This window comes from Streptomyces sp. R21 (assembly GCF_041051975.1).
In the GTDB taxonomy this organism is placed as follows: Bacteria; Actinomycetota; Actinomycetes; order Streptomycetales; family Streptomycetaceae; genus Streptomyces.
The window spans coordinates 3,349,371-3,367,159 of record NZ_CP163435.1 but is presented as its reverse complement, the minus strand read 5'-3'; the positions used below and the strand labels follow the sequence as shown (position 1 = coordinate 3,367,159).

General features: G+C 69.5%; 16 protein-coding genes. 7 read left to right on the top strand and 9 right to left on the bottom strand.

Annotated elements, in window-relative coordinates; translation table 11 throughout:
• Positions 1 to 41 precede the first annotated feature (41 nt).
• Entirely contained in the window at positions 42 to 668 is a 627-nt protein-coding gene (locus tag AB5J56_RS14920) for a TetR/AcrR family transcriptional regulator C-terminal ligand-binding domain-containing protein (protein ID WP_369233201.1), read from the bottom strand.
• Positions 669 to 902: 234 nt separating this feature from the next.
• Here AB5J56_RS14920 and AB5J56_RS14915 point away from each other — a divergent pair, with 234 nt between their 5' ends.
• The 4 genes from AB5J56_RS14915 to AB5J56_RS14900 all read left to right on the top strand — a co-directional run bounded on the left by AB5J56_RS14915 (position 903) and on the right by AB5J56_RS14900 (position 5,238).
• Complete coding sequence (locus AB5J56_RS14915; protein WP_369233200.1) at positions 903 to 1,889, top strand: tetratricopeptide repeat protein; 987 nt, start codon at positions 903 to 905, stop codon at positions 1,887 to 1,889.
• Positions 1,890 to 2,523: 634 nt separating this feature from the next.
• On the top strand, positions 2,524 to 3,156 hold the full coding sequence (locus AB5J56_RS14910) for a DUF6230 family protein (protein ID WP_369233199.1): 633 nt from the start codon (positions 2,524 to 2,526) through the stop codon (positions 3,154 to 3,156).
• A gap of 104 nt (positions 3,157 to 3,260) precedes the next feature.
• Entirely contained in the window at positions 3,261 to 3,911 is a 651-nt protein-coding gene (locus tag AB5J56_RS14905; RefSeq protein WP_369233198.1) for a DUF6114 domain-containing protein, read from the top strand.
• Positions 3,901 to 5,238, top strand: a complete 1,338-nt coding sequence (locus tag AB5J56_RS14900) for a hypothetical protein (protein ID WP_369233197.1) — start codon at positions 3,901 to 3,903, stop codon at positions 5,236 to 5,238. The genes AB5J56_RS14905 and AB5J56_RS14900 overlap by 11 nt, the downstream gene beginning before the upstream one ends.
• 105 nt (positions 5,239 to 5,343) lie before the next feature.
• Here the strand turns inward: AB5J56_RS14900 and pyk are convergent, their stop codons facing one another.
• The 3 genes from pyk to pta form a co-directional block, all read right to left on the bottom strand.
• Positions 5,344 to 6,774, bottom strand: coding sequence for a pyruvate kinase (gene pyk / locus AB5J56_RS14895; RefSeq protein ID WP_369233196.1), 1,431 nt, complete (start codon positions 6,772 to 6,774; stop codon positions 5,344 to 5,346).
• A gap of 73 nt (positions 6,775 to 6,847) precedes the next feature.
• Positions 6,848 to 8,074 (bottom strand): acetate kinase, encoded by a 1,227-nt coding sequence (locus tag AB5J56_RS14890; RefSeq protein WP_369233195.1) that lies wholly within the window; start codon positions 8,072 to 8,074, stop codon positions 6,848 to 6,850.
• Positions 8,071 to 10,161 carry a phosphate acetyltransferase gene (pta, locus tag AB5J56_RS14885; RefSeq protein WP_369233194.1) on the bottom strand — a complete coding sequence of 697 codons (2,091 nt, stop codon included), beginning with the start codon at positions 10,159 to 10,161 and terminating at the stop codon, positions 8,071 to 8,073. Before pta ends, AB5J56_RS14890 begins: the two co-directional genes overlap by 4 nt.
• Positions 10,162 to 10,397: 236 nt before the next feature.
• Between pta and AB5J56_RS14880 the strand changes: the two genes are divergently transcribed.
• Entirely contained in the window at positions 10,398 to 11,423 is a 1,026-nt protein-coding gene (locus AB5J56_RS14880) for an ATP-dependent 6-phosphofructokinase (RefSeq protein ID WP_369233193.1), read from the top strand.
• 35 nt (positions 11,424 to 11,458) lie between these two features.
• On the opposite strand, the gene AB5J56_RS14875 is transcribed toward AB5J56_RS14880, so the two are convergent.
• Positions 11,459 to 12,088 carry an XRE family transcriptional regulator gene (locus AB5J56_RS14875; RefSeq protein WP_369242555.1) on the bottom strand — a complete coding sequence of 210 codons (630 nt, stop codon included), beginning with the start codon at positions 12,086 to 12,088 and terminating at the stop codon, positions 11,459 to 11,461.
• A 273-nt stretch (positions 12,089 to 12,361) separates the two neighbouring features.
• Between AB5J56_RS14875 and AB5J56_RS14870 the strand changes: the two genes are divergently transcribed.
• Positions 12,362 to 12,805, top strand: a complete 444-nt coding sequence (locus AB5J56_RS14870; RefSeq protein WP_369233192.1) for a PPOX class F420-dependent oxidoreductase — start codon at positions 12,362 to 12,364, stop codon at positions 12,803 to 12,805.
• 12 nt (positions 12,806 to 12,817) lie between these two features.
• Here the strand turns inward: AB5J56_RS14870 and AB5J56_RS14865 are convergent, their stop codons facing one another.
• Entirely contained in the window at positions 12,818 to 13,009 is a 192-nt protein-coding gene (locus AB5J56_RS14865; protein WP_369233191.1) for a hypothetical protein, read from the bottom strand.
• Between the two features lie 10 nt (positions 13,010 to 13,019).
• Positions 13,020 to 13,871 (bottom strand): helix-turn-helix domain-containing protein, encoded by an 852-nt coding sequence (locus tag AB5J56_RS14860; RefSeq protein WP_369233190.1) that lies wholly within the window; start codon positions 13,869 to 13,871, stop codon positions 13,020 to 13,022.
• A gap of 278 nt (positions 13,872 to 14,149) precedes the next feature.
• On the opposite strand from AB5J56_RS14860, the gene AB5J56_RS14855 reads away from it, so the two are divergent.
• Complete coding sequence (locus AB5J56_RS14855) at positions 14,150 to 14,665, top strand: ATP-binding protein (RefSeq protein ID WP_369233189.1); 516 nt, start codon at positions 14,150 to 14,152, stop codon at positions 14,663 to 14,665.
• A gap of 27 nt (positions 14,666 to 14,692) precedes the next feature.
• On the opposite strand, the gene AB5J56_RS14850 is transcribed toward AB5J56_RS14855, so the two are convergent.
• Entirely contained in the window at positions 14,693 to 16,816 is a 2,124-nt protein-coding gene (locus AB5J56_RS14850; protein ID WP_369233188.1) for a tetratricopeptide repeat protein, read from the bottom strand.
• Positions 16,817 to 16,889: 73 nt separating this feature from the next.
• Positions 16,890 to 17,777 (bottom strand): 5'-methylthioadenosine/S-adenosylhomocysteine nucleosidase, encoded by an 888-nt coding sequence (locus tag AB5J56_RS14845; protein ID WP_369233187.1) that lies wholly within the window; start codon positions 17,775 to 17,777, stop codon positions 16,890 to 16,892.
• Positions 17,778 to 17,789: the final 12 nt, after the last annotated feature.

The following is a 17,789-nucleotide window of genomic DNA, read 5'->3' as shown; positions in this document are numbered from 1 at the left end:
TGTCATCGCGCTTGCGCGCTCGTCCTCTAACGCCGGACGGGCTAAAGATCTCCCGCTGCCCCCGCCAGCCCCAGCAGCAGCACCTTCGTGAAGCTTCGTACCCACTCCTCGTCCACCGGTTCCGCGCTGATGATCGTGCGGTGGACGACCGCTCCGGCGACCACGTCGAAGATCAGGTCCGCGGCGCGGGCCGCTGAGGCGGGGTCGGAGTCGAGGGGGAGTTCGCCGCGTGCTGTGGCGCGGGCCCGGCCTTCCAGGACGAGGCGTTTTTGGCGGTCCACGATCGAGGTGCGGATACGTTCGCGCAGGGCTTCGTCGTGGGTTGACTCGGCGACGACCGCCATGAGGCCGTTCTTGGCCTCGGGAAGGGCGAGGATCGTCGCGAACTGCAGGACCACGCCCTCGATGTCGGCGGCGAGGCTGCCGCGGTCGGGGAGTTCCAGTTCGTCGAAGAGGGCGGCCACCGCGTCGACGATGAGTTCGTTCTTGCCGGGCCAGCGACGGTAGAGGGTCGTCTTGGCGACCCCGGCGCGCGTCGCCACGTCCCCCAACGTCAGTTTGGCGCAGCCCAGTTCGACCAGAGCGGCCCGCGCCGCCGCCAGGATCGCGGCGTCCGCGGCGGCGCTGCGGGGGCGTCCCGTGCGGCCGGTGGGGGTGTGGCTCTGCATCCCACGACCATAACCGGCGGTTCCTGTGAGGCCGTGAGGGAGATCACGAGGGGGTGGGTTTCCCGGGGTCCGCCCATGCAGTTACGCTACGGGTCGTATCGAAAGATCGTGTGTGCGTGAAGCGAGCGACGACCACGCGGCGCCAGGTGGGGACCCGGCGCCCAACACCACACCGCAGGACCGACTTTCACGGGCCTTTTCACACGTGCGCGGATAACGGGGGAGGATAGACGCATGCAGCCACGGAACATGTCCATGAGCGGAGTCGTCGACCTCGCCGCGGTGAAGGCGGCCCAGGAGGCCAAGGCGAAGGCGGAGCAGGCGCGCGCCGAAGCGGCCAGTCAGGGCGGCGGAGGCGGAGCCGTATCTCCGTCGAGTCTCGTCATCGACGTCGACGAGGCGGGATTCGAGCGGGACGTCCTCCAGCGGTCCACCGAAGTGCCCGTCGTCATCGACTTCTGGGCCGAGTGGTGCGAGCCGTGCAAGCAGCTGAGCCCGATCCTCGAGCGGCTCGCCCTTGAGTACAGCGGACGCTTCGTCCTTGCCAAGATCGACGTCGATGCCAATCAGATGCTGATGCAGCAGTTCGGGGTCCAGGGGATTCCGGCTGTCTTCGCGGTGGTCGCCGGGCAGGCACTGCCGCTCTTCCAGGGCGCCGCGGGCGAGCAGCAGATCCGAGGGACCCTCGACCAGCTCGTCCAGGTCGCCGAGCAGCGCTTCGGCCTGACCGGCCTGACCGTCGACGCCGACGCGGAGGCCGCGCCCGGCGGTGCCCCGGAGGCGGCGCCCGAGATGACCGCGGGCCCGTACGACGCTCTGCTGGAGGCTGCCGTACAGGCGCTGGACGCGGGGGACTTCGGCGGCGCGGTGCAGGCGTACAAGAACGTGCTGAGCGACGACCCGGGCAACACGGAGGCCAAGCTCGGCCTCGCCCAGGCGGAGCTGCTCCAGCGGGTGCAGAGCGCCGACCCGCAGCAGGTGCGCAAGGACGCCGCGGAGAAGCCGGCCGACGCGCCGGCGCAGATCGCCGCCGCCGACCTGGACCTCGTGGGCGGTCATGTCGAGGACGCTTTCGGTCGCCTCATCGACACGGTGCGGCGCACAGCGGGTGACGACCGTGATGCCGTACGCGTACGGCTGCTGGAGCTCTTCGAGGTCGTCGGGGGCGATGATCCCCGGGTGATCGCGGCCAGGCGTGCGCTGGCCAGGGCCCTGTTCTGACCGGTCCGTTGACCTGTTCCTAAACGCCGGGGCTTGTGATGCCCGAGTGAAAGATTTGCCGACAGAGCGACAAGTGGCCGCGCTTTACCAAAACTTGGTAAACGCGGCCGCTGTTACTTGGAGTAAGTCAGAGGCGTTGATCTGTCGGTTTCTGTCCAAGTGTCAACCGATCTGTCGCCACAGTTGACACCACCCTGTGTCGTCGACCGATACCGGCGGGTCGTTGTTCGGTTATCTGCCCGTTACTAGCCAGTAACGAACCCCCTTGTGCGGGCGGCGAGAATGCACCACGATCGGCGACGCTCGGTCCATTACCCCAGCCCCGACAGCCAATCGGGTCAAGGGGTTTTCTGGGTCCCCACCGGGCAGGGGCGGCGGCAGTGGCGCCGTCCCTTGGACAGGGGGGTCTTCACCAACCGGTGGAGCCTGTCCGGCAGGTTGTGCGTGATGTGTGTCAGGCGCGACCAGTGGTTGTCGCTCGGGGGTGATCGCCGGTGATCGGTGCGCAAGCTAGCGCCTCCGAGGACGGGCGCTCTCCTTCCCGAGGACGTAGCACTTCTCCCATCCCTGCCCGACTGAGCCGCCGACAGGCGGCAGTCAGGGCCAGGAGATGTACGTCCGAGAAGGAGGAAATATGGAGTCCCAGGTGCGTGGCGGGACCAGATGGAAGCGTTTCGCTGTGGTCATGGTGCCCAGCGTTGCCGCTACGGCCGCGATAGGTGTCGCCCTCGCGCAGGGCGCTCTCGCCGCGTCGTTCAGTGTTTCGGGTCAGTCGTTCAAGGTGACGGCGGACAAGCTCGACGGTACGGGCTTCGTCCAGTACGGGGCCATTGACTCGGGTTACAACCTCGACGGCAGCAAGACGGCTCACCCCGTCGCCGTCTCGGGTTTCAAGACCGCGTCGCTCACCAACATGTGCCAGTCGGTGGTCACCCCGAACATCCCGCTGCTCGGGTCGGTCAGCCTGACCCTCAAGGCGGGCGGCGGCGACACGCCGGTCGAGGCCGAGAACCTCTACGTCGATGTCGAGGACCTCGAGGCCAATGCCGTGTTCCACGGCATTGACATCGGCGTTGCCGCGAAGGACGCCAGCAAGGGTCCCGGCATCTCCAAGGGCGACCAGGCGAACCCGTACGGGTTCTCCCAGCAGGCCGACTCGGCCACGCTGACGAACGTGAAGCAGACGGCGTGGGCCACCACCGCCGGAACCTTCAAGCTCAGTGGTCTGAAGATGTCCGTGTCCAAGGGCGTCAAGGAGTGCTACTAGGCACTCCGTGACCGGGCGGGGGGCGCCGGCGGCGCCCCCCGCCCGGTCGCCACGGCCCGCAGTACCAACTCTCCACAGCAACGCCGTTCCAGGGAGCTGTTTCCATGAGCGCCGAGTCGCCTCGTCAGGACGAGCACTACCTCAAGGCCTTCCGACGGATCTTCCGCGTCTGGCGGGGTCAGCGGCCGTTCTGGGCCGGCCTGTTCGTCATGCTCGGCGGACTCCCCATCGCATACTTCCCGTACGCGCACCTCCAGATCGGCCACCTGACGCTGGCGATGTCGACCACCGCGGGTGCCGGATCCCTGATCATCGGGGTCCTGCTCGTCGTGCTCGGTGTGAGCCTCTGGTTCCAGAAGCACGTACGGACCTTCGCCGGTGTCGCGGCGATCCTGCTGGCCCTGGTGTCCATCCCGGTGGCGAACCTCGGCGGCTTCCTCATCGGCTTCCTGTTCGCTCTGATCGGCGGCGCGATGGCCGTCTCCTGGATGCCGGGCGAGCCCGAGGGCGAGCCGGCCAGAACCGTGACGCGTGCGGCGGACGACGCCCCGGGCGGGGCTCCGGCCGACACCACGGGCGGCCTCGACGGCCTGACCAAGGCGGAGGGGCACGGGAACGCGCCCTTCGAGCCGGGCGGCCTGGGCGAGCCCCGTGGGACGGACGACGCGAACGGGCTGTACCACCTGAGCGAGCCGAACGATCTGTCAGGAACGAGCCCGGCGAACGGGGCGAACGGGAGGCACAGTGCCGGCTGACGAGGTGATCCACGGGGCTGATGTGGACGAGTCCCGTGTGAGAACCGGGCCGCGCCACGCGGCCCCCAGGAAGCCGCTGTTCACCAGGTTCCACATGCCTGCCGGCAAGGCGATAGCCATCGCCGCGATGCCGACCGCGGTCCTCATGGGCATGGGCCTGACGCCGACGCTCGCGAACGCCGACGACCACTCCTCCTCCAAGAGCCTCACGGCGGACGAGTACAAGGACTGCGTCGCGGCCGTGACCGGCGACGACGCGAGCGCGAGTGCCTCGGCCACGCCGTCGCCCTCCGCCTCCACGAGCAGCAGCACGCCCACGGACAAGTCCACCGACAAGTCCACGGACGAGCCGAGCCCGTCGGCGTCCCAGTCGTCGGCCACGGACAAGACCTCTTCGCCGGATTCAGGTTCCGACGACAAGGCCGACTCCACGCCGACCCCCTCCGCCACGGCGAGCAAGTCCACGTCGACGTCCGACAGTGCCTCCACGGCGACCCCCTCGCCGTCCAAGAGCAGCGACAACGTGCTCAAGGACATCGGCGACGCGATCACCGGCATCTTCACGGGCGACGACGGCTCCTCGTCGAGCAGCACCGCCTCGCCGTCCGCCTCGCCCTCGCCCTCGGCGTCCGCCACCAAGGACTCCTCGGACTCCACCGGCAGCGTCTCCGACACCGTGAAGGACACGACCGACAAGGTCACCGACACGGTCAAGAGCACCACGGAGAAGACCGAGAAGACGGTCGAGGACACCACCAAGAAGGCCACGGACGCCGCCAAGGACGCGGCCGAGACGGCTGAGGCCGCCGCGTCGGCGACGCCCAGCCCGTCCGCGAGCTCCACCACGGACCCGGACAACTGCCCGGTCGCCACGGACGAGGAGGGCGGTGTCGACAACCCCGTCACCCTGCCCGACGACCCCTGGTACCTGAACGCCAGCTCCCTGCTCCTCAAGGGCGCCGACTATCAGGGCATCGTCAAGGTGCGGACAGCCAACGGCAGCGTCAAGAAGGTCCTGAAGTACGTCATCTCCGACGGCACCGACATCGGCGATCTGCACCAGACCGTCAAGGACAAGCAGTCGGGCAAGACGTACCACGTGAAGGCGGGGGCAGGCACGACGTCGACCATCCGCAACGGCAAGACGGTCATGTACACCGAGAGCATCTCGGGCAACCTGCTCGGTCTGATCCCGGTCACGTTCAGCCCGGACAGCCCGCCGCCGCTGAACATCCCGCTGATCTACTTCACCAAGGTGAAGGTCGTCCAGGCCGGCCAGTTCGGCGGCGACCTCACCGTTCCCGGGATGCACACCTACCAGGACTGACGGTCCCGTCCCAGACCCGTCCGGGAGCCGCACAAAACCGAGGGCGCCCCCTGCATCAGCAGGGGGCGCCCTCGGCGTCGTACGACAGTCTCTGCGACCGGCGGATCAGTCGCGCTCGCCGCCGCCCAGGTGGTGCACCCGGACCATGTTGGTGGTGCCGGCGACCCCGGGAGGCGAGCCGGCGGTGATGATCAGGGTGTCGCCCTGGCTGAAGCGGTCGAGCTTGAGCACCTCGCCGTCGACCAGGTCGACCATCTCGTCCGTGCTGTTCACGAACGGCACCACGTGCGGCTCCACGCCCCAGCTGAGCGTCAGCTGGTTGCGGGTGCTCTCCTCCGTGGTGAAGGCCAGGATCGGCTGGGCCGCGCGGTAGCGGGAGAGCCGGCGGGCGGTGTCACCGGACTTGGTGAAGGCCACCAGGCCCTTGCCGCCGAGGAAGTCGGCGATCTCGCAGGCGGCGCGGGCGACCGAACCACCCTGCGTACGGGGCTTCTTGCCGGGGACGAGGGGCTGCAGGCCCTTCGAGAGCAGCTCCTCCTCGGCGGCCTGGACGATCTTCGACATCGTCTTGACCGTCTCGATCGGGTAGGCGCCCACGCTCGACTCGGCGGACAGCATGACCGCGTCGGCGCCGTCGAGGATCGCGTTGGCGACGTCGGAGGCCTCGGCGCGCGTCGGACGGGAGTTGGTGATCATCGACTCCATCATCTGGGTCGCGACGATCACCGGCTTGGCGTTGCGGCGGCAGAGCTCCACGAGGCGCTTCTGCACCATCGGGACCTTCTCCAGGGGGTACTCGACGGCGAGGTCGCCGCGGGCCACCATCACCGCGTCGAACGCCGCGACGACGCCCTCCATGTGCTCGACCGCCTGCGGCTTCTCCACCTTGGCGATGACGGGGACCCGGCGGCCCTCCTCGTCCATCACCTTGTGGACGTCGTTCACGTCGTTGGCGTCGCGCACGAAGGACAGGGCGACCATGTCGCAGCCCATCCGCAGGGCGAAGCGCAGGTCCTCGACGTCCTTCTCGGACAGCGCGGGCACGTTCACGGCCGCGCCGGGCAGGTTGATGCCCTTGTGGTCGGAGATGACGCCGCCCTCGATGACGACCGTCTTGACCCGGGGGCCGTCGACCGCGAGGACCTTCAGCTCGACGTTGCCGTCGTTGATCAGGATCGGGTCGCCCTCGGCGACGTCGCCCGGCAGACCCTTGTAGGTCGTGCCGCAGATCGTCTTGTCGCCGGGGACGTCCTCGGCGGTGATGGTGAACTCGTCACCACGCACCAGCTCGACGGGACCCTCGGCGAAGGTCTCCAGGCGGATCTTCGGGCCCTGGAGGTCGGCGAGCACACCGATGGCCTTGCCGGTCTCGGCGGAGGCGGCACGGACGCGGTCGTACCGCCCCTGGTGCTCGGAGTGCGTGCCATGGCTGAAGTTGAAGCGGGCCACGTTCATGCCGGCCTCGATCAGCGCGACGAGCTGCTCGTGGGAGTCGACCGCGGGGCCGAGAGTACAGACGATTTTCGAACGGCGCATGGGGCGATCCTATCGGTTTGTTTCGCTGCGGAATATTCCGTCTGGCGGAAGATACAAAAGGGCGGGATGCCGCTCAGGTGAGGTCGTGGGACGCGCCCACGAGTGCGTACGTCTGCGTGGCGATCTCCAGTTCCTCGTCGGTCGGCACCACGGCCACCGCAACCCGCGCGTACTCGGGCGATATCAGCCTGGGGCCGTCGCCTCGCGCCGCGTTCAGGTCTCCGTCGACCGTCAGGCCCAGTTCCTCCAGACCGGCGACCGCGGCCTCCCGCACCGGGGCGGCGTTCTCGCCCACCCCGGCGGTGAAGGCGACCGCGTCCACGCGGCCGAGCACCGCGTAGTAGGCGCCGATGTACTTCTTCAGGCGGTGGATGTAGATGTCGAAGGCCAGCCGCGCCCGCTCGTCACCCTCGTCGACGCGGCGCCGGATCTCCCGCATGTCGTTGTCCCCGCACAGACCGATCAGGCCGCTCCTCTTGTTGAGAAGAGTGTCGATCTCGTCCGTGGACATCCCGCCAACGCGCTCCAAATGGAAGATGACAGCAGGGTCCATGTCACCGGAGCGCGTACCCATCACGAGCCCCTCCAAGGGCGTCAGCCCCATGGAGGTGTCCACGCACTTCCCGCCCCGTACGGCGGAGGCGGACGCCCCGTTGCCGAGGTGCAGCACGATGACGTTCACGTCCTCGGGTGCCTTGCCCAGCAGCTTCGCCGTCTCGCGGGACACGTACGCGTGCGAGGTGCCGTGGAAGCCGTAGCGCCGGATCCGGTGCGCGTCCGCCGTCTCCACGTCGATCGCGTAGCGTGCCGCCGACTCCGGCATCGTCGTGTGGAACGCGGTGTCGAAGACGGCCACTTGGGGGAGGTCCGGGCGCAGTGCCTGAGCCGTACGGATGCCCGTCAGGTTCGCCGGGTTGTGCAGCGGCGCCACCGGGATCAGGCGTTCGATCTCGGCGAGTACGGCGTCGTCGATGACGGTCGGCTGGGTGAAGGCCAGGCCGCCGTGCACGACCCGGTGGCCGATCGCGGCCAGCTCGGGGGAGTCCAGACCGAGCCCGTCCTTGGCCAGCTCCTCGGCGACCGCCTTCAGCGCCGCGCCGTGGTCGGCGATGGCGCCGGTCCACTCGCGCGACTCCCCGCCGAGCAGCGGGGTGTGCTTGAGCCGGGAGGTCTCCTCGCCGATGCGCTCGACGAGGCCCACGGCGAGCCGGCTGCTGTCACGCATGTCGAGCAGCTGGTACTTGACCGACGACGAGCCGGAGTTGAGAACGAGGACGCGGGTGCCGCGGGTGCCGCTCACTGCTGGGAAGCCTTCTGGTCGGGGATCTGGGCCTGGATCGCCGTGATGGCGACGGTGTTCACGATGTCCTGGACGAGGGCGCCGCGGGACAGGTCGTTGACGGGCTTGCGCAGGCCCTGCATGACCGGGCCGACGGCGATCGCGCCGGCCGAGCGCTGCACGGCCTTGTAGGTGTTGTTGCCGGTGTTCAGGTCCGGGAAGATCAGCACGGACGCCTGCCCGGCGACCTCCGACTCCGGCAGCTTCGTCGCCGCCACGGACGGCTCGACCGCGGCGTCGTACTGGATCGGCCCCTCGATCTTCAGGTCGGCACGGCGCAGTCGTACGAGATCGGTCGCCTCCCGCACCTTGTCGACGTCCACGCCCGTGCCGGACGTGCCCGTCGAGTACGACAGCATCGCGATCCGCGGCTCGACGCCGAACTGCTCGGCGGTGGCGGCCGACTGGATGGCGATGTCGCAGAGCTGCTCGGCGTTCGGGTCGGGGTTCACGGCGCAGTCGCCGTAGACGAGGACCTTGTCGGCGAGGCACATGAAGAAGACGGACGACACGATCTTGGTGTCCGGCTTGGTCTTGATGATCTCGAAGGCGGGCCGGATGGTGGCGGCCGTCGAGTGCACGGACCCGGAGACCATCCCGTCGGCGAGGCCTTCCTCGACCATGAGGGTGCCGAAGTAGTTGACGTCCGCGACGACGTCGTGGGCGAGCTCGACCGTGACGCCCTTGTGGGCCCGGAAGTGCGCGTACTTCTCCGCGAACCGGTCCCGCAGCTCGGAGGTGGCCGGGTCGATCAGCTGGCAGCCGCCGAGGTCGATGCCGAGGTCGGCGGCCTTCTTGCGGATCTGGTCGACCGGCCCGAGCAGCGTCAGTTCGCACACGCCCCGGCGCAGCAGCACCTCGGCGGCGTGCAGCACGCGCGGCTCGGTGCCCTCGGGCAGCACGACGCGGCGCTTGTCGGAGCGGGCCTGCTCCAGCAGCTTGTGCTCGAACATCATCGGGGTGAGGCGGTCGCTGCTCGGCGCGGAGACGCGCCTGAGAAGGTCGGTGGTGTCGACGTACCGCTCGAAGAGGCCGAGCGCGGTCTCCGCCTTGCGAGGGGTGGCGGCGTTCAACTTGCCCTCCAGGGCGAAGAGTTGGGCCGCGGTGGGGAAGCTGTTGCCGGGTACGGAGATCACCGGGGTGCCGGGCGCGAGGCGCGCTGCGAGGGTGAGGACCTCGTCCGTGGGCCGCTCGTCGAGGGTGAGCAGCACGCCGGCTATCGGGGGAGTGCCGGCGCTGTGCGCGGCGAGGGCACCCACCACCAGGTCGGCGCGGTCGCCGGGGGTCACCACCAGGCAGCCGGGGGTCAGCGCGGTCAGGAAGTTCGGCAGCATCGCGCCGCCGAAGACGAAGTCGAGCGCGTCACGGGCGAGCCCCGCGTCGTCGCCGAGCACCACCTTCGCGCCGAGGGCGTGGGTGATCTGCGAGACGGTGGGCGCGGAGAGCGCGGGCTCGTCGGGCAGCACGTAACAGGGCACGGGGAGGCGGGATTCGAGCCGCTCGTGGATCTCCGCCCGGTCCTCGCGGGCCACCCTGTTCACGACCATCGCGAGCACGTCGCAGCCCAGTCCGTCGTAGGCGCGGTAGGCGTTGCGGGTCTCGGCGCGGACGGACTCGGCGGTCTGCCCGCGCCCGCCGACGACCGGAATCACGGATGCGGCGAACTCGTTGGCGAGCCGGGCGTTGAGCGCCAGCTCGTCCGGCAGCTGGGTGGCCGCGAAGTCCGTACCGAGGACCAGGACGACGTCGTAGTCGCGCGCGACCAGATGGAACCGCTCGACGAGGGTGGAGACCAGCTCGTCCGTGCCCTGCTCGGCCTGGAGCGCGGACGCCTCGTGGTAGTCCATGCCGTAGACCGTCGCGGGGTCCTGGGCCAGCCGGTAGCGGGCGCGCAGCAGCTCGAAGAGCCGGTCCGGGCCGTCGTGGACGAGCGGACGGAACACCCCCACCCGGTCGACCTGGCGGGTCAGGAGCTCCATGACCCCCAGCTCGACGACCTGGCGGCCGTCGCCGCGGTCGATCCCGGTCACGTACACGCTGCGCGTCACGCGTGCTCTCCGTTTCTTCGTCGTCTGATTCTTCTTCTTCGGCGTGTGATTCTTCGCCGTCCGAAGACTCGTCCGCCATGGTGAGCAGAATCCCCTTGACAATACCTCTGGGGCTGGTTAAGGCGCCCGTCAGCAGGTGGGAGGGGGTGGGGCGGGTGGAAGCGGCGACGCCCGGTGGGTCATGAAACAATCGGACTGGCTCACACGGACCAGCAGCGAGCAGGAGACACAGCACGATGCGCATCGGAGTTCTCACCGCAGGCGGCGACTGCCCTGGCCTGAACGCAGTGATCCGGTCGGTCGTGCACCGAGCGGTCGACCATTTCGGGGACGAGGTCATCGGCTTCGAGGACGGCTACGCGGGCCTCCTCGACGGCAACTACCGCACCCTCGACCTCAACGCGGTCAGCGGCATCCTCGCCCGCGGCGGCACCATCCTCGGCTCCTCCCGCCTCCAGCGCGACCGCCTGCGCGAGGCCTGCGAGAACGCGCAGGACATGGCGCGCGAGTTCGGCATCGACGTGCTGATCCCGATCGGCGGCGAGGGCACGCTCACCGCGGCCCGCATGCTCTCCGACGCGGGCCTGCCGGTCGTCGGCGTCCCGAAGACGATCGACAACGACATCTCCTCCACGGACCGCACCTTCGGCTTCGACACCGCGGTGGGCGTCGCCACGGAGGCGATGGACCGCCTCAAGACCACGGCCGAGTCCCACCAGCGCGTGATGGTCGTCGAGGTGATGGGCCGGCACGCCGGCTGGATTGCCCTGGAGTCCGGCATGGCCGGCGGCGCGCACGGCATCTGCCTGCCCGAGCGCCCCTTCGACCCCGCCGACCTGGTCGCGATGGTCGAGGAGCGCTTCGCCCGCGGCAAGAAGTTCGCCGTCATCTGCGTCGCCGAGGGTGCCCACCCCCTCGAGGGCAGCATGGACTACAGCAAGGGCGCGATCGACCAGTTCGGCCACGAGCGCTTCCAGGGCATCGGCACGGCCCTCGCGTACGAGCTGGAGAGCCGCCTCGGCAAGGAGGCCAAGCCGGTCATCCTCGGCCACGTCCAGCGCGGCGGCACGCCGACCGCGTACGACCGGGTGCTCGCCACCCGCTTCGGCTGGCACGCGGTGGAGGCCGCGCACCGCGGCGACTTCGGCCGCATGACGGCGCTGCGCGGCACCGACATCAAGATGGTGCCGCTCGCGGAGGCGGTCACGGAGCTGAAGACGGTGTCGAAGGACCGGATGGACGAGGCGGAGTCGGTTTTCTAACCCCTACAGGGTTGGGTGACCCCTGCGGGGTGGGGTCAGTACGTACTCCTCTGGACCATCGCCCAGAAGTGGTCGACGATCTGGTCGAGGTAGTCGCGTCCCGAGTCGCTGGAGTCGGCGGCCGCCGAGCCGCCGGCCCAGCTGAGGGTCGCCACCATCAGCCCGTGGTACTCCGTGTGCATCTCCAGGAGGGCGGCCTCCAGGAGCCGCCGGTCCAGGGGCACCATCTTCGAGACCGGCTTGGTGTACGCCTGCCAGCGCGTCGTCATCGCGCTGCGCAGCAGCTCGGCGAGCTTGGTGTCGCGGCCGGTGACCGTGATGAAGTCGGGCAGCGAGAGTTCGAGTACGTCGGCGAGGGCGGCCGACTGCCGCTCGTTGCCGCGCCACTCGTGGGTCTCCTCCATCCGCTGATAGGCGAGGAGTTCGAGGCCGACGGTACGGGCGACGTCCTCGGGGTTGAGACCGCGCGAGATCCGGTGCTCGCGCAGGGTCCGCGGCGCGCCGATGAGATCACCCGGCGCACACCACAGCACGCCCGCGAGCGCGGTCAGTTCCGGCGCGCTCGGCGACATGGTCCCGCGCTCCCACGCGGTCACGAGATCGGGCGTGACGTACGGCATCCCGTACGAGGACCGCATCCCGTACGCGACATGCTCGGGCCCCATGCCGAGTGCCGCCCTCAGTCTGCGGGCGGCCGGGGCGTTGAAGGGCGGGGTGGGCTGCTGGGCCTTCGGTACGTGCACGCGCACAAGCTATGGGCGTGGGGCTGCGGTGACTACGGTCTGTTCGGCCACAATCACGGATTGTAGGAACATACGGTTTCAGTCGCGGGGTGTGGTTGTGCCCGGGTGGCCGAAGATCGCCTGGTGATCCACTGCGTACGGCGACCAGCATGGCGCACGTGCGGCCCGAGCGGGCGGCCGGAAGGGGAGGGCGCTGTGAATGGCAAGGTAGAGGGGCATATTCGCGAACGCCTGCTGGCCCCCAACTTCTGGCACCTCGCGACGGTCGGCCCCGACGGCGCGCCCCAGGTCTCCCCGATGTGGGTGGACATCGAGGGCGACCACGTCATGGTCAACACCTCCATAGGCCGCGTGAAGGAGGAGAACCTCCGGCGCAATCCCAACGTTTCGCTGTCCCACCATGACCCCGAGAACCCGTATGACCGTGCGGAGATCCGGGGGCGGGTGGTGCGGTTCGTTGAGGGGGAGGAGGCGGAGCGGTCCATGGACCGGCTCGCGAAGAAGTACCTGGGGGAGGAGCGGTATCCGTGGCTGCTTCCGGGGGAGCGGCGGGTGATGTTGTTGATCGAGGTGGATCGGGTGCGGCGGGTGGTGGGGGTGGAGGCGTTTCGGCGCGGGGTGCTGCCGGAGGGTTCCTGACTGGGGAGGGGGCTACAGGAGGTGATCGGCCTTTCCGGCTTTGATGTCGCGGATGAGGGTGCGGAGGGCTTCGCGGGTGTCGGTGAGGTAGTGGTCTTCTTGGCCGGCGAGGGCTATGTAGGCGTTGCCGGTGGGGTCGGTGCCGAGGCGGAAGCAGTTGTTTCCTTCCGCGCAGAAGGGCTCTTCCCAGGTGATGTCGGGCATGCGGCTCTCCTCAAAGTTGCTGGGCGATGGCGTGGATCAGGTCGCGCGAGTCCTGTGGGTTCAGGGTGTGGGCGTACCACCAGTCCATGTGGGTGCGGTACTTGGCGAGTTGGGCATCGGCGTGGGTGAACTCTCCGCCGTGGGCGGAGTCCAGCTGAACGGCGTCCAGCTGGGGCACGGCACCGTCGGCGTACAGGACGGCGTGCCCGGCGCCGGGGAACGCCCCGGCCTCCACAGGGAGGACGCGCACCTCGACGTGCTCGCGCTCGGACGACTCGCAGAGGTGCAGTAGTTGCTCCCGGGTCGCGCGCCACCCACCGAACTGCATACGCAGCGCCCACTCGTGCACGTACGCGACGTAGTCGACGGGGTTGTCGCGGTCGAGGACCTGCTGACGCTGCATGCGCTGCATCACCCGCAGTTCCACTTCCGACTTCGGTAGCGGGGGCAGCGCGGAGGAGAACACGGCTCGGGCGTAGCTGCTGAGCTGGAGCAGCCCGGGGATGTGCACGGTCTGATAGCTCCGCAGCCGGGAGGCGAACCACTCCAACTCGGCGACGTCCAGCAGCCCTTGGGGAAGAGTCCCCCTGAACTGGTCCCACCAGCCCCGCTTGCGCAGGTCGGCCATGGCGGCCAGGGCTTCGACGTACGCCTCGTCGGAGCAGTCGTAGTTGCTGGCAAGTATCCGGACCCGTTCGGGGGAGGTGGCCCGGACACCCGACTCCATGTTGGACACCTTCGTGCGGTCCAGCCCGAGCAGCCCGGCGGCGTACTCCGTGGTCCGCCCGGCCGAGAGTCGCATCTTGCGAAGCTCGGCGCCCAGGCGCTTCTGACGTTCCGTCGGCGCTGGCCGTGTCGGCATCGACGAGTTCCTCCCGCTTGGTCGGGGGTCAGTCTGCATCGTGCGTGGCTCGGCGGTCCACCTGGATGGGGGCAATGTGAGGGAGTAGGTGGCACTCGTGCCACATTAAGCTCTACATTCAGTGACGAGTCGCTTACGGCCCGATGTCGTTCGGAAGCGCATTGCGCGAGCCTGCCCGCGTTCTCCTCCCCTGGGAGGGGTGGGCCCGCGTCAGGGAGACAGGCCACTGGTCGAGCCGTGATTTCACCGAAGGTCCAACCCAGCCAAGGGAGTTGCCCATGTCCGCGTCGCCCGCCGCCTCGGCCTGCCCTGTCTCCATCGACGTACGGGAGACACCGCCCCCGCCGTCCCCCGACACCCTCGCCTACAGCCTTACGTTGCCCGCCGGGCCGGTGAGTTCGCGGATCGCCCGCGCGGCGACCCGGGTCGCCCTCCAGGCGCACGGACTTGAGGACATGGCGGACGCGGCCGTACAGGTGGTGGCTGAACTGGTCGCGTGTGCCTGCCGGTTCACGCCCGACGCCGAGGTGTACGTCTCGCTGCGGTACTGGGACGGTGCGTTGCGAGTGATCCTCTACGACGGGCATCCGCGGCATGCCCATCCCCGGCTCGCGGCGGTTTGCGATGCGCGGCGGCGGGGGGCGTTGCGGGTGTTGGGGTGCGTGGTGCGGGTGTGTGGTGGGGACTGGGGGTTTGGGGATGCCCGGGAGCCGGGGGGTGGGACTCGGATGTGGGCGGTGCTGCCTAGGGAGGGGGTAGGGGCTTATGTGGCGGAGGGGATTGGGCGGGGGTGAGGCACGGGGTGGGCGCGGAGCTTGCCATTATTTCTGGGCTTCTACGCCTTCTGCCTTCTCCGCCTGGGTGCGGGCCTTGGCGGCTTCCTCGGTGGCGCTGGCCTGAGTGAAGGCGTCGGCGGCCTGGAGCCACGCTGCTCTGGCCTCAGCAGGGCGGTGGGCGGCCTCGTGGGCGCGGGCGAGGTTGCCGAGGATCAAGCCCGCCCGGTACCAGTCCTCGAATTCCCGGCAGATCTCCAGGCCCGTGCCGTATGCCTCGATCGCCTTTTCCGCCCTGCCCGTCTGTTGTAGGGCGATGCCCAGGTTGTTCCATGCCCCACTCTCGCTGTGGCGGTCTCCTGCAGCCTGGGACAGATGGCGGGCTCGGGCGTGGGCGTCGATCGATTCCTCCACGCGGCCCGCCAGCCGTAGGGCGCTGCCGAGGCCGTTCCACGCCGTGCCCTCACGCCGGCGGTCCCCTACGGCCTGGAATAGGTCGCGGGCGCGGACGTGGGCGTCGATCGACTCTTCCACGCGGCCCGCCAGCCGCAGGGAGATGCCGAGGCTGTTCCACGCCATGCCCTCCGGCTGGGGGGCTCTCACGGGCTGGAATAGGTCGCGGGCGCGGATGTGGGCGTCGATCGACTCTTCCACGCGGCCCGCCAGCCGCAGGGAGATGCCGAGGCTGTTCCACGCCATGCCCTCATACTGGCGGTTCCCTGCGGCCTGGAATAGGTCGCGGGCGCGGGCGAGGAGGCCGATCGACTCCTCTACCCGACCCGTCCTACGTAGGGCGATGCCGAGGTTGGCCGACGCCACGGCCTCGCCGTCCCCGATACGTCGGGCACCCGCACAAGCAGCCCGCCCGACGGTGATTCCGTCATCGAAGTACCGCCGCCACGCCAAATACTCCCCCAGACACCCGGCGAGCCCCACCGCGGCACCCGCGTACCGCTCCTCCTCCGCCCACTGCACCGCCGCCACCAACGCCGCCCGCTCTTCATCCAGCCACGCCAGAGCCTCTCCCCGCCCGGCGAATCGCCCCGGCACCGAATCGCCCGGCAGCCACCGCAACCAGTCATCAGCTGCATCCGCCCACCGCCAGTAGAAGGCCAGCACCCGCCCCCGAGCCGCCGCCCCCTCCTCCCTCAGCCCTGGCTCAACAGCCAGCACACCGGACCCGTACGCCCGCACCAAGTCATGCAACCTCCACCGTGGGATGGGATCCCGGTCGCCCACACCAGGGACCGCGGTGACCAGATGAGTTGCCGCCAGTTCTTCCAGCAGGGCCAGAGCGGAGTCGGTGTCGAGATCGGCCAAGGCCGCCACCGCGTCCGTGCCGGTCTCCGGAGCTGGAGCAAGGGCAAGCAGGCGCAGCATCCGGGCCTGGTCGGCCGGTAGGCGGCGGTACGAGGTCTCCAGGACCGGCCGTAGGGCGAGCGAGCGACCGTACTGGTCCGTCCCCAGGTTGCCGCGGTCGAACGCCGTCGTGGGGTCCTCCGCCTCCTTGATCTCGGTGACCAGCGAGCCGATGCCGCGATGTCGACGCCTGCGCAGCATCGCTGCCGCGATCTGGAGGGCGAGGGGCAAGTGGCAGCAGAGGGCGGCGAGTTCACGCAATGCATCCGGTTCGCGGGCCGGACGGTCGTCGCGTTCGTCGGCGTCCTGGAGGGCGCGGGTGATGAGGGCGGCGGACTCGGTCGGGTCCAGTGCTTCGAGGTCGATGAGGCGGACCGGGAGCGCGTCGGGGCGGTCTCGGGAGGTGATCACGACCCGGTGGTGGTCCGTGCCCGGGAGGAGGGGGAGGAACTGGGCCGGGTCCGAGGCGTTGTCCAGGATCAGCAGCATCCGGTCCGGGCGTTCGGCGAGGAGTTGGCGGTAGGTGTCGTACTGGCGCGCCGAGGTGAGTGGCAGGTTTGGGCCCCGTACGCCGAGCGCGTCCAGGAGGGCGAGGACTGCCTGGTCAGCGGTGACAGGGTTGTCGTCGTAGCCCCGTAGGTCGACGAAGAGCGTGCCGCCGGGGAACCAGTCCTTCGAAAGTGCCTGGTGAGCGGCCTCCAGTGCGAGCGCCGTCTTGCCGATGCCGCCCATACCGGTGACGGCGAAGATGAGGAGCGGGGGTGCGGTCGTATCGGCCGGGGCGGGTTCGAGGTGGGGCAGCAGGCGTCCCAAAGCCTCCAATCGTCCCGTGAAACCGGCGGGGCGCGGAGGGAGGGTGGCGGTCGCTACCGGGACTGGGCCGTGGCTACCGCCCGTCGTCCCGGCGCCCGTTGTCCCTGCCCCGGTCGACCGACTTGGCGGTGAAGGGGCCGTTGAAGGTGCTGCCTCGGAAGTCGAGGTGGTCGCCGCCATACGTGGAGGGGCGAAAGGGACCCTCCCGGGGGTCGGTGGCGGGATCGCCGGGAGCCGTCGGCTTCGGTTCCAGTTCGCGGATCACGGCGAGCGCCGCGTCGGCCGCGTTCTGGGCGGCGCGGGGCTGCGAGCCCTCCGCGTCCGCCTGCGTCTTGTCCGCGTCGGCCTTGTCGCTGATCCCGCGGATGATCAACGCGCCCGCCGTACCGGCGAGATGGGCGGCGTGCGCGACGCCCGAGCCCTCCATCTCGATGGCGACGGCGTCGCTGAACCGCGTCCGGATGCGTTCGGCGAGGGCCGAGACCGCGTCGGCGAGAACCACCTCGCCCACCGCGATCGGCTTGAAGCGGACATGCGACTGCCCGCGCAGGGCGTACCGGGCCGCCGACTCCAGATGGTGCGAGGCGTGCCATGTCTCCGTGCGGTCGAGGAAGCCCTCGGGGGTCTCCTTGCCGCCGTGGATGGCGTACACCTTGGTCGCGACGACGACGTCGCCGAGGGCGATCTCGTCCTTGAGCCCGCCCGCGACGCCGACGAAGAGCACCGCCTCCGGGGAGAACCACGACATCACACGCTCCGTGAGCGTGGCCGCCGTGCGCGTTCCCTCGCCCATCTCCACGAGAACGACATGCCAGTCGGTCCCGGCGAGCCGGCCGATCTCGGCCCGGGTGCCGTACTCGGGGTGCACGCGCTTCTCGACGTCCGTGAGATGGGCGCGCACCGCGACGTATTCGAGCGGGAGTGCGGTCAGGACGGCGACGGTCGGCATTGTCTCGGGCACGGATCAACCGTA

Excerpts from the sequence above, each read along its gene's own strand:
- AB5J56_RS14920 (WP_369233201.1), bottom strand. The coding sequence starts at position 668 with ATGCAGAGCCACACCCCCACCGGCCGCACGGGACGCCCCCGCAGCGCC.
- AB5J56_RS14915 (WP_369233200.1), top strand. The coding sequence starts at position 903 with ATGCAGCCACGGAACATGTCCATGAGCGGAGTCGTCGACCTCGCCGCG.
- AB5J56_RS14910 (WP_369233199.1), top strand. The coding sequence starts at position 2,524 with ATGGAGTCCCAGGTGCGTGGCGGGACCAGATGGAAGCGTTTCGCTGTG.
- AB5J56_RS14905 (WP_369233198.1), top strand. The coding sequence starts at position 3,261 with ATGAGCGCCGAGTCGCCTCGTCAGGACGAGCACTACCTCAAGGCCTTC.
- pyk (WP_369233196.1), bottom strand. The coding sequence starts at position 6,774 with ATGCGCCGTTCGAAAATCGTCTGTACTCTCGGCCCCGCGGTCGACTCC.
- AB5J56_RS14880 (WP_369233193.1), top strand. The coding sequence starts at position 10,398 with ATGCGCATCGGAGTTCTCACCGCAGGCGGCGACTGCCCTGGCCTGAAC.
- AB5J56_RS14875 (WP_369242555.1), bottom strand. The coding sequence starts at position 12,088 with ATGGGGCCCGAGCATGTCGCGTACGGGATGCGGTCCTCGTACGGGATG.
- AB5J56_RS14865 (WP_369233191.1), bottom strand. The coding sequence starts at position 13,009 with ATGCCCGACATCACCTGGGAAGAGCCCTTCTGCGCGGAAGGAAACAAC.
- AB5J56_RS14860 (WP_369233190.1), bottom strand. The coding sequence starts at position 13,871 with ATGCCGACACGGCCAGCGCCGACGGAACGTCAGAAGCGCCTGGGCGCC.
- AB5J56_RS14855 (WP_369233189.1), top strand. The coding sequence starts at position 14,150 with ATGTCCGCGTCGCCCGCCGCCTCGGCCTGCCCTGTCTCCATCGACGTA.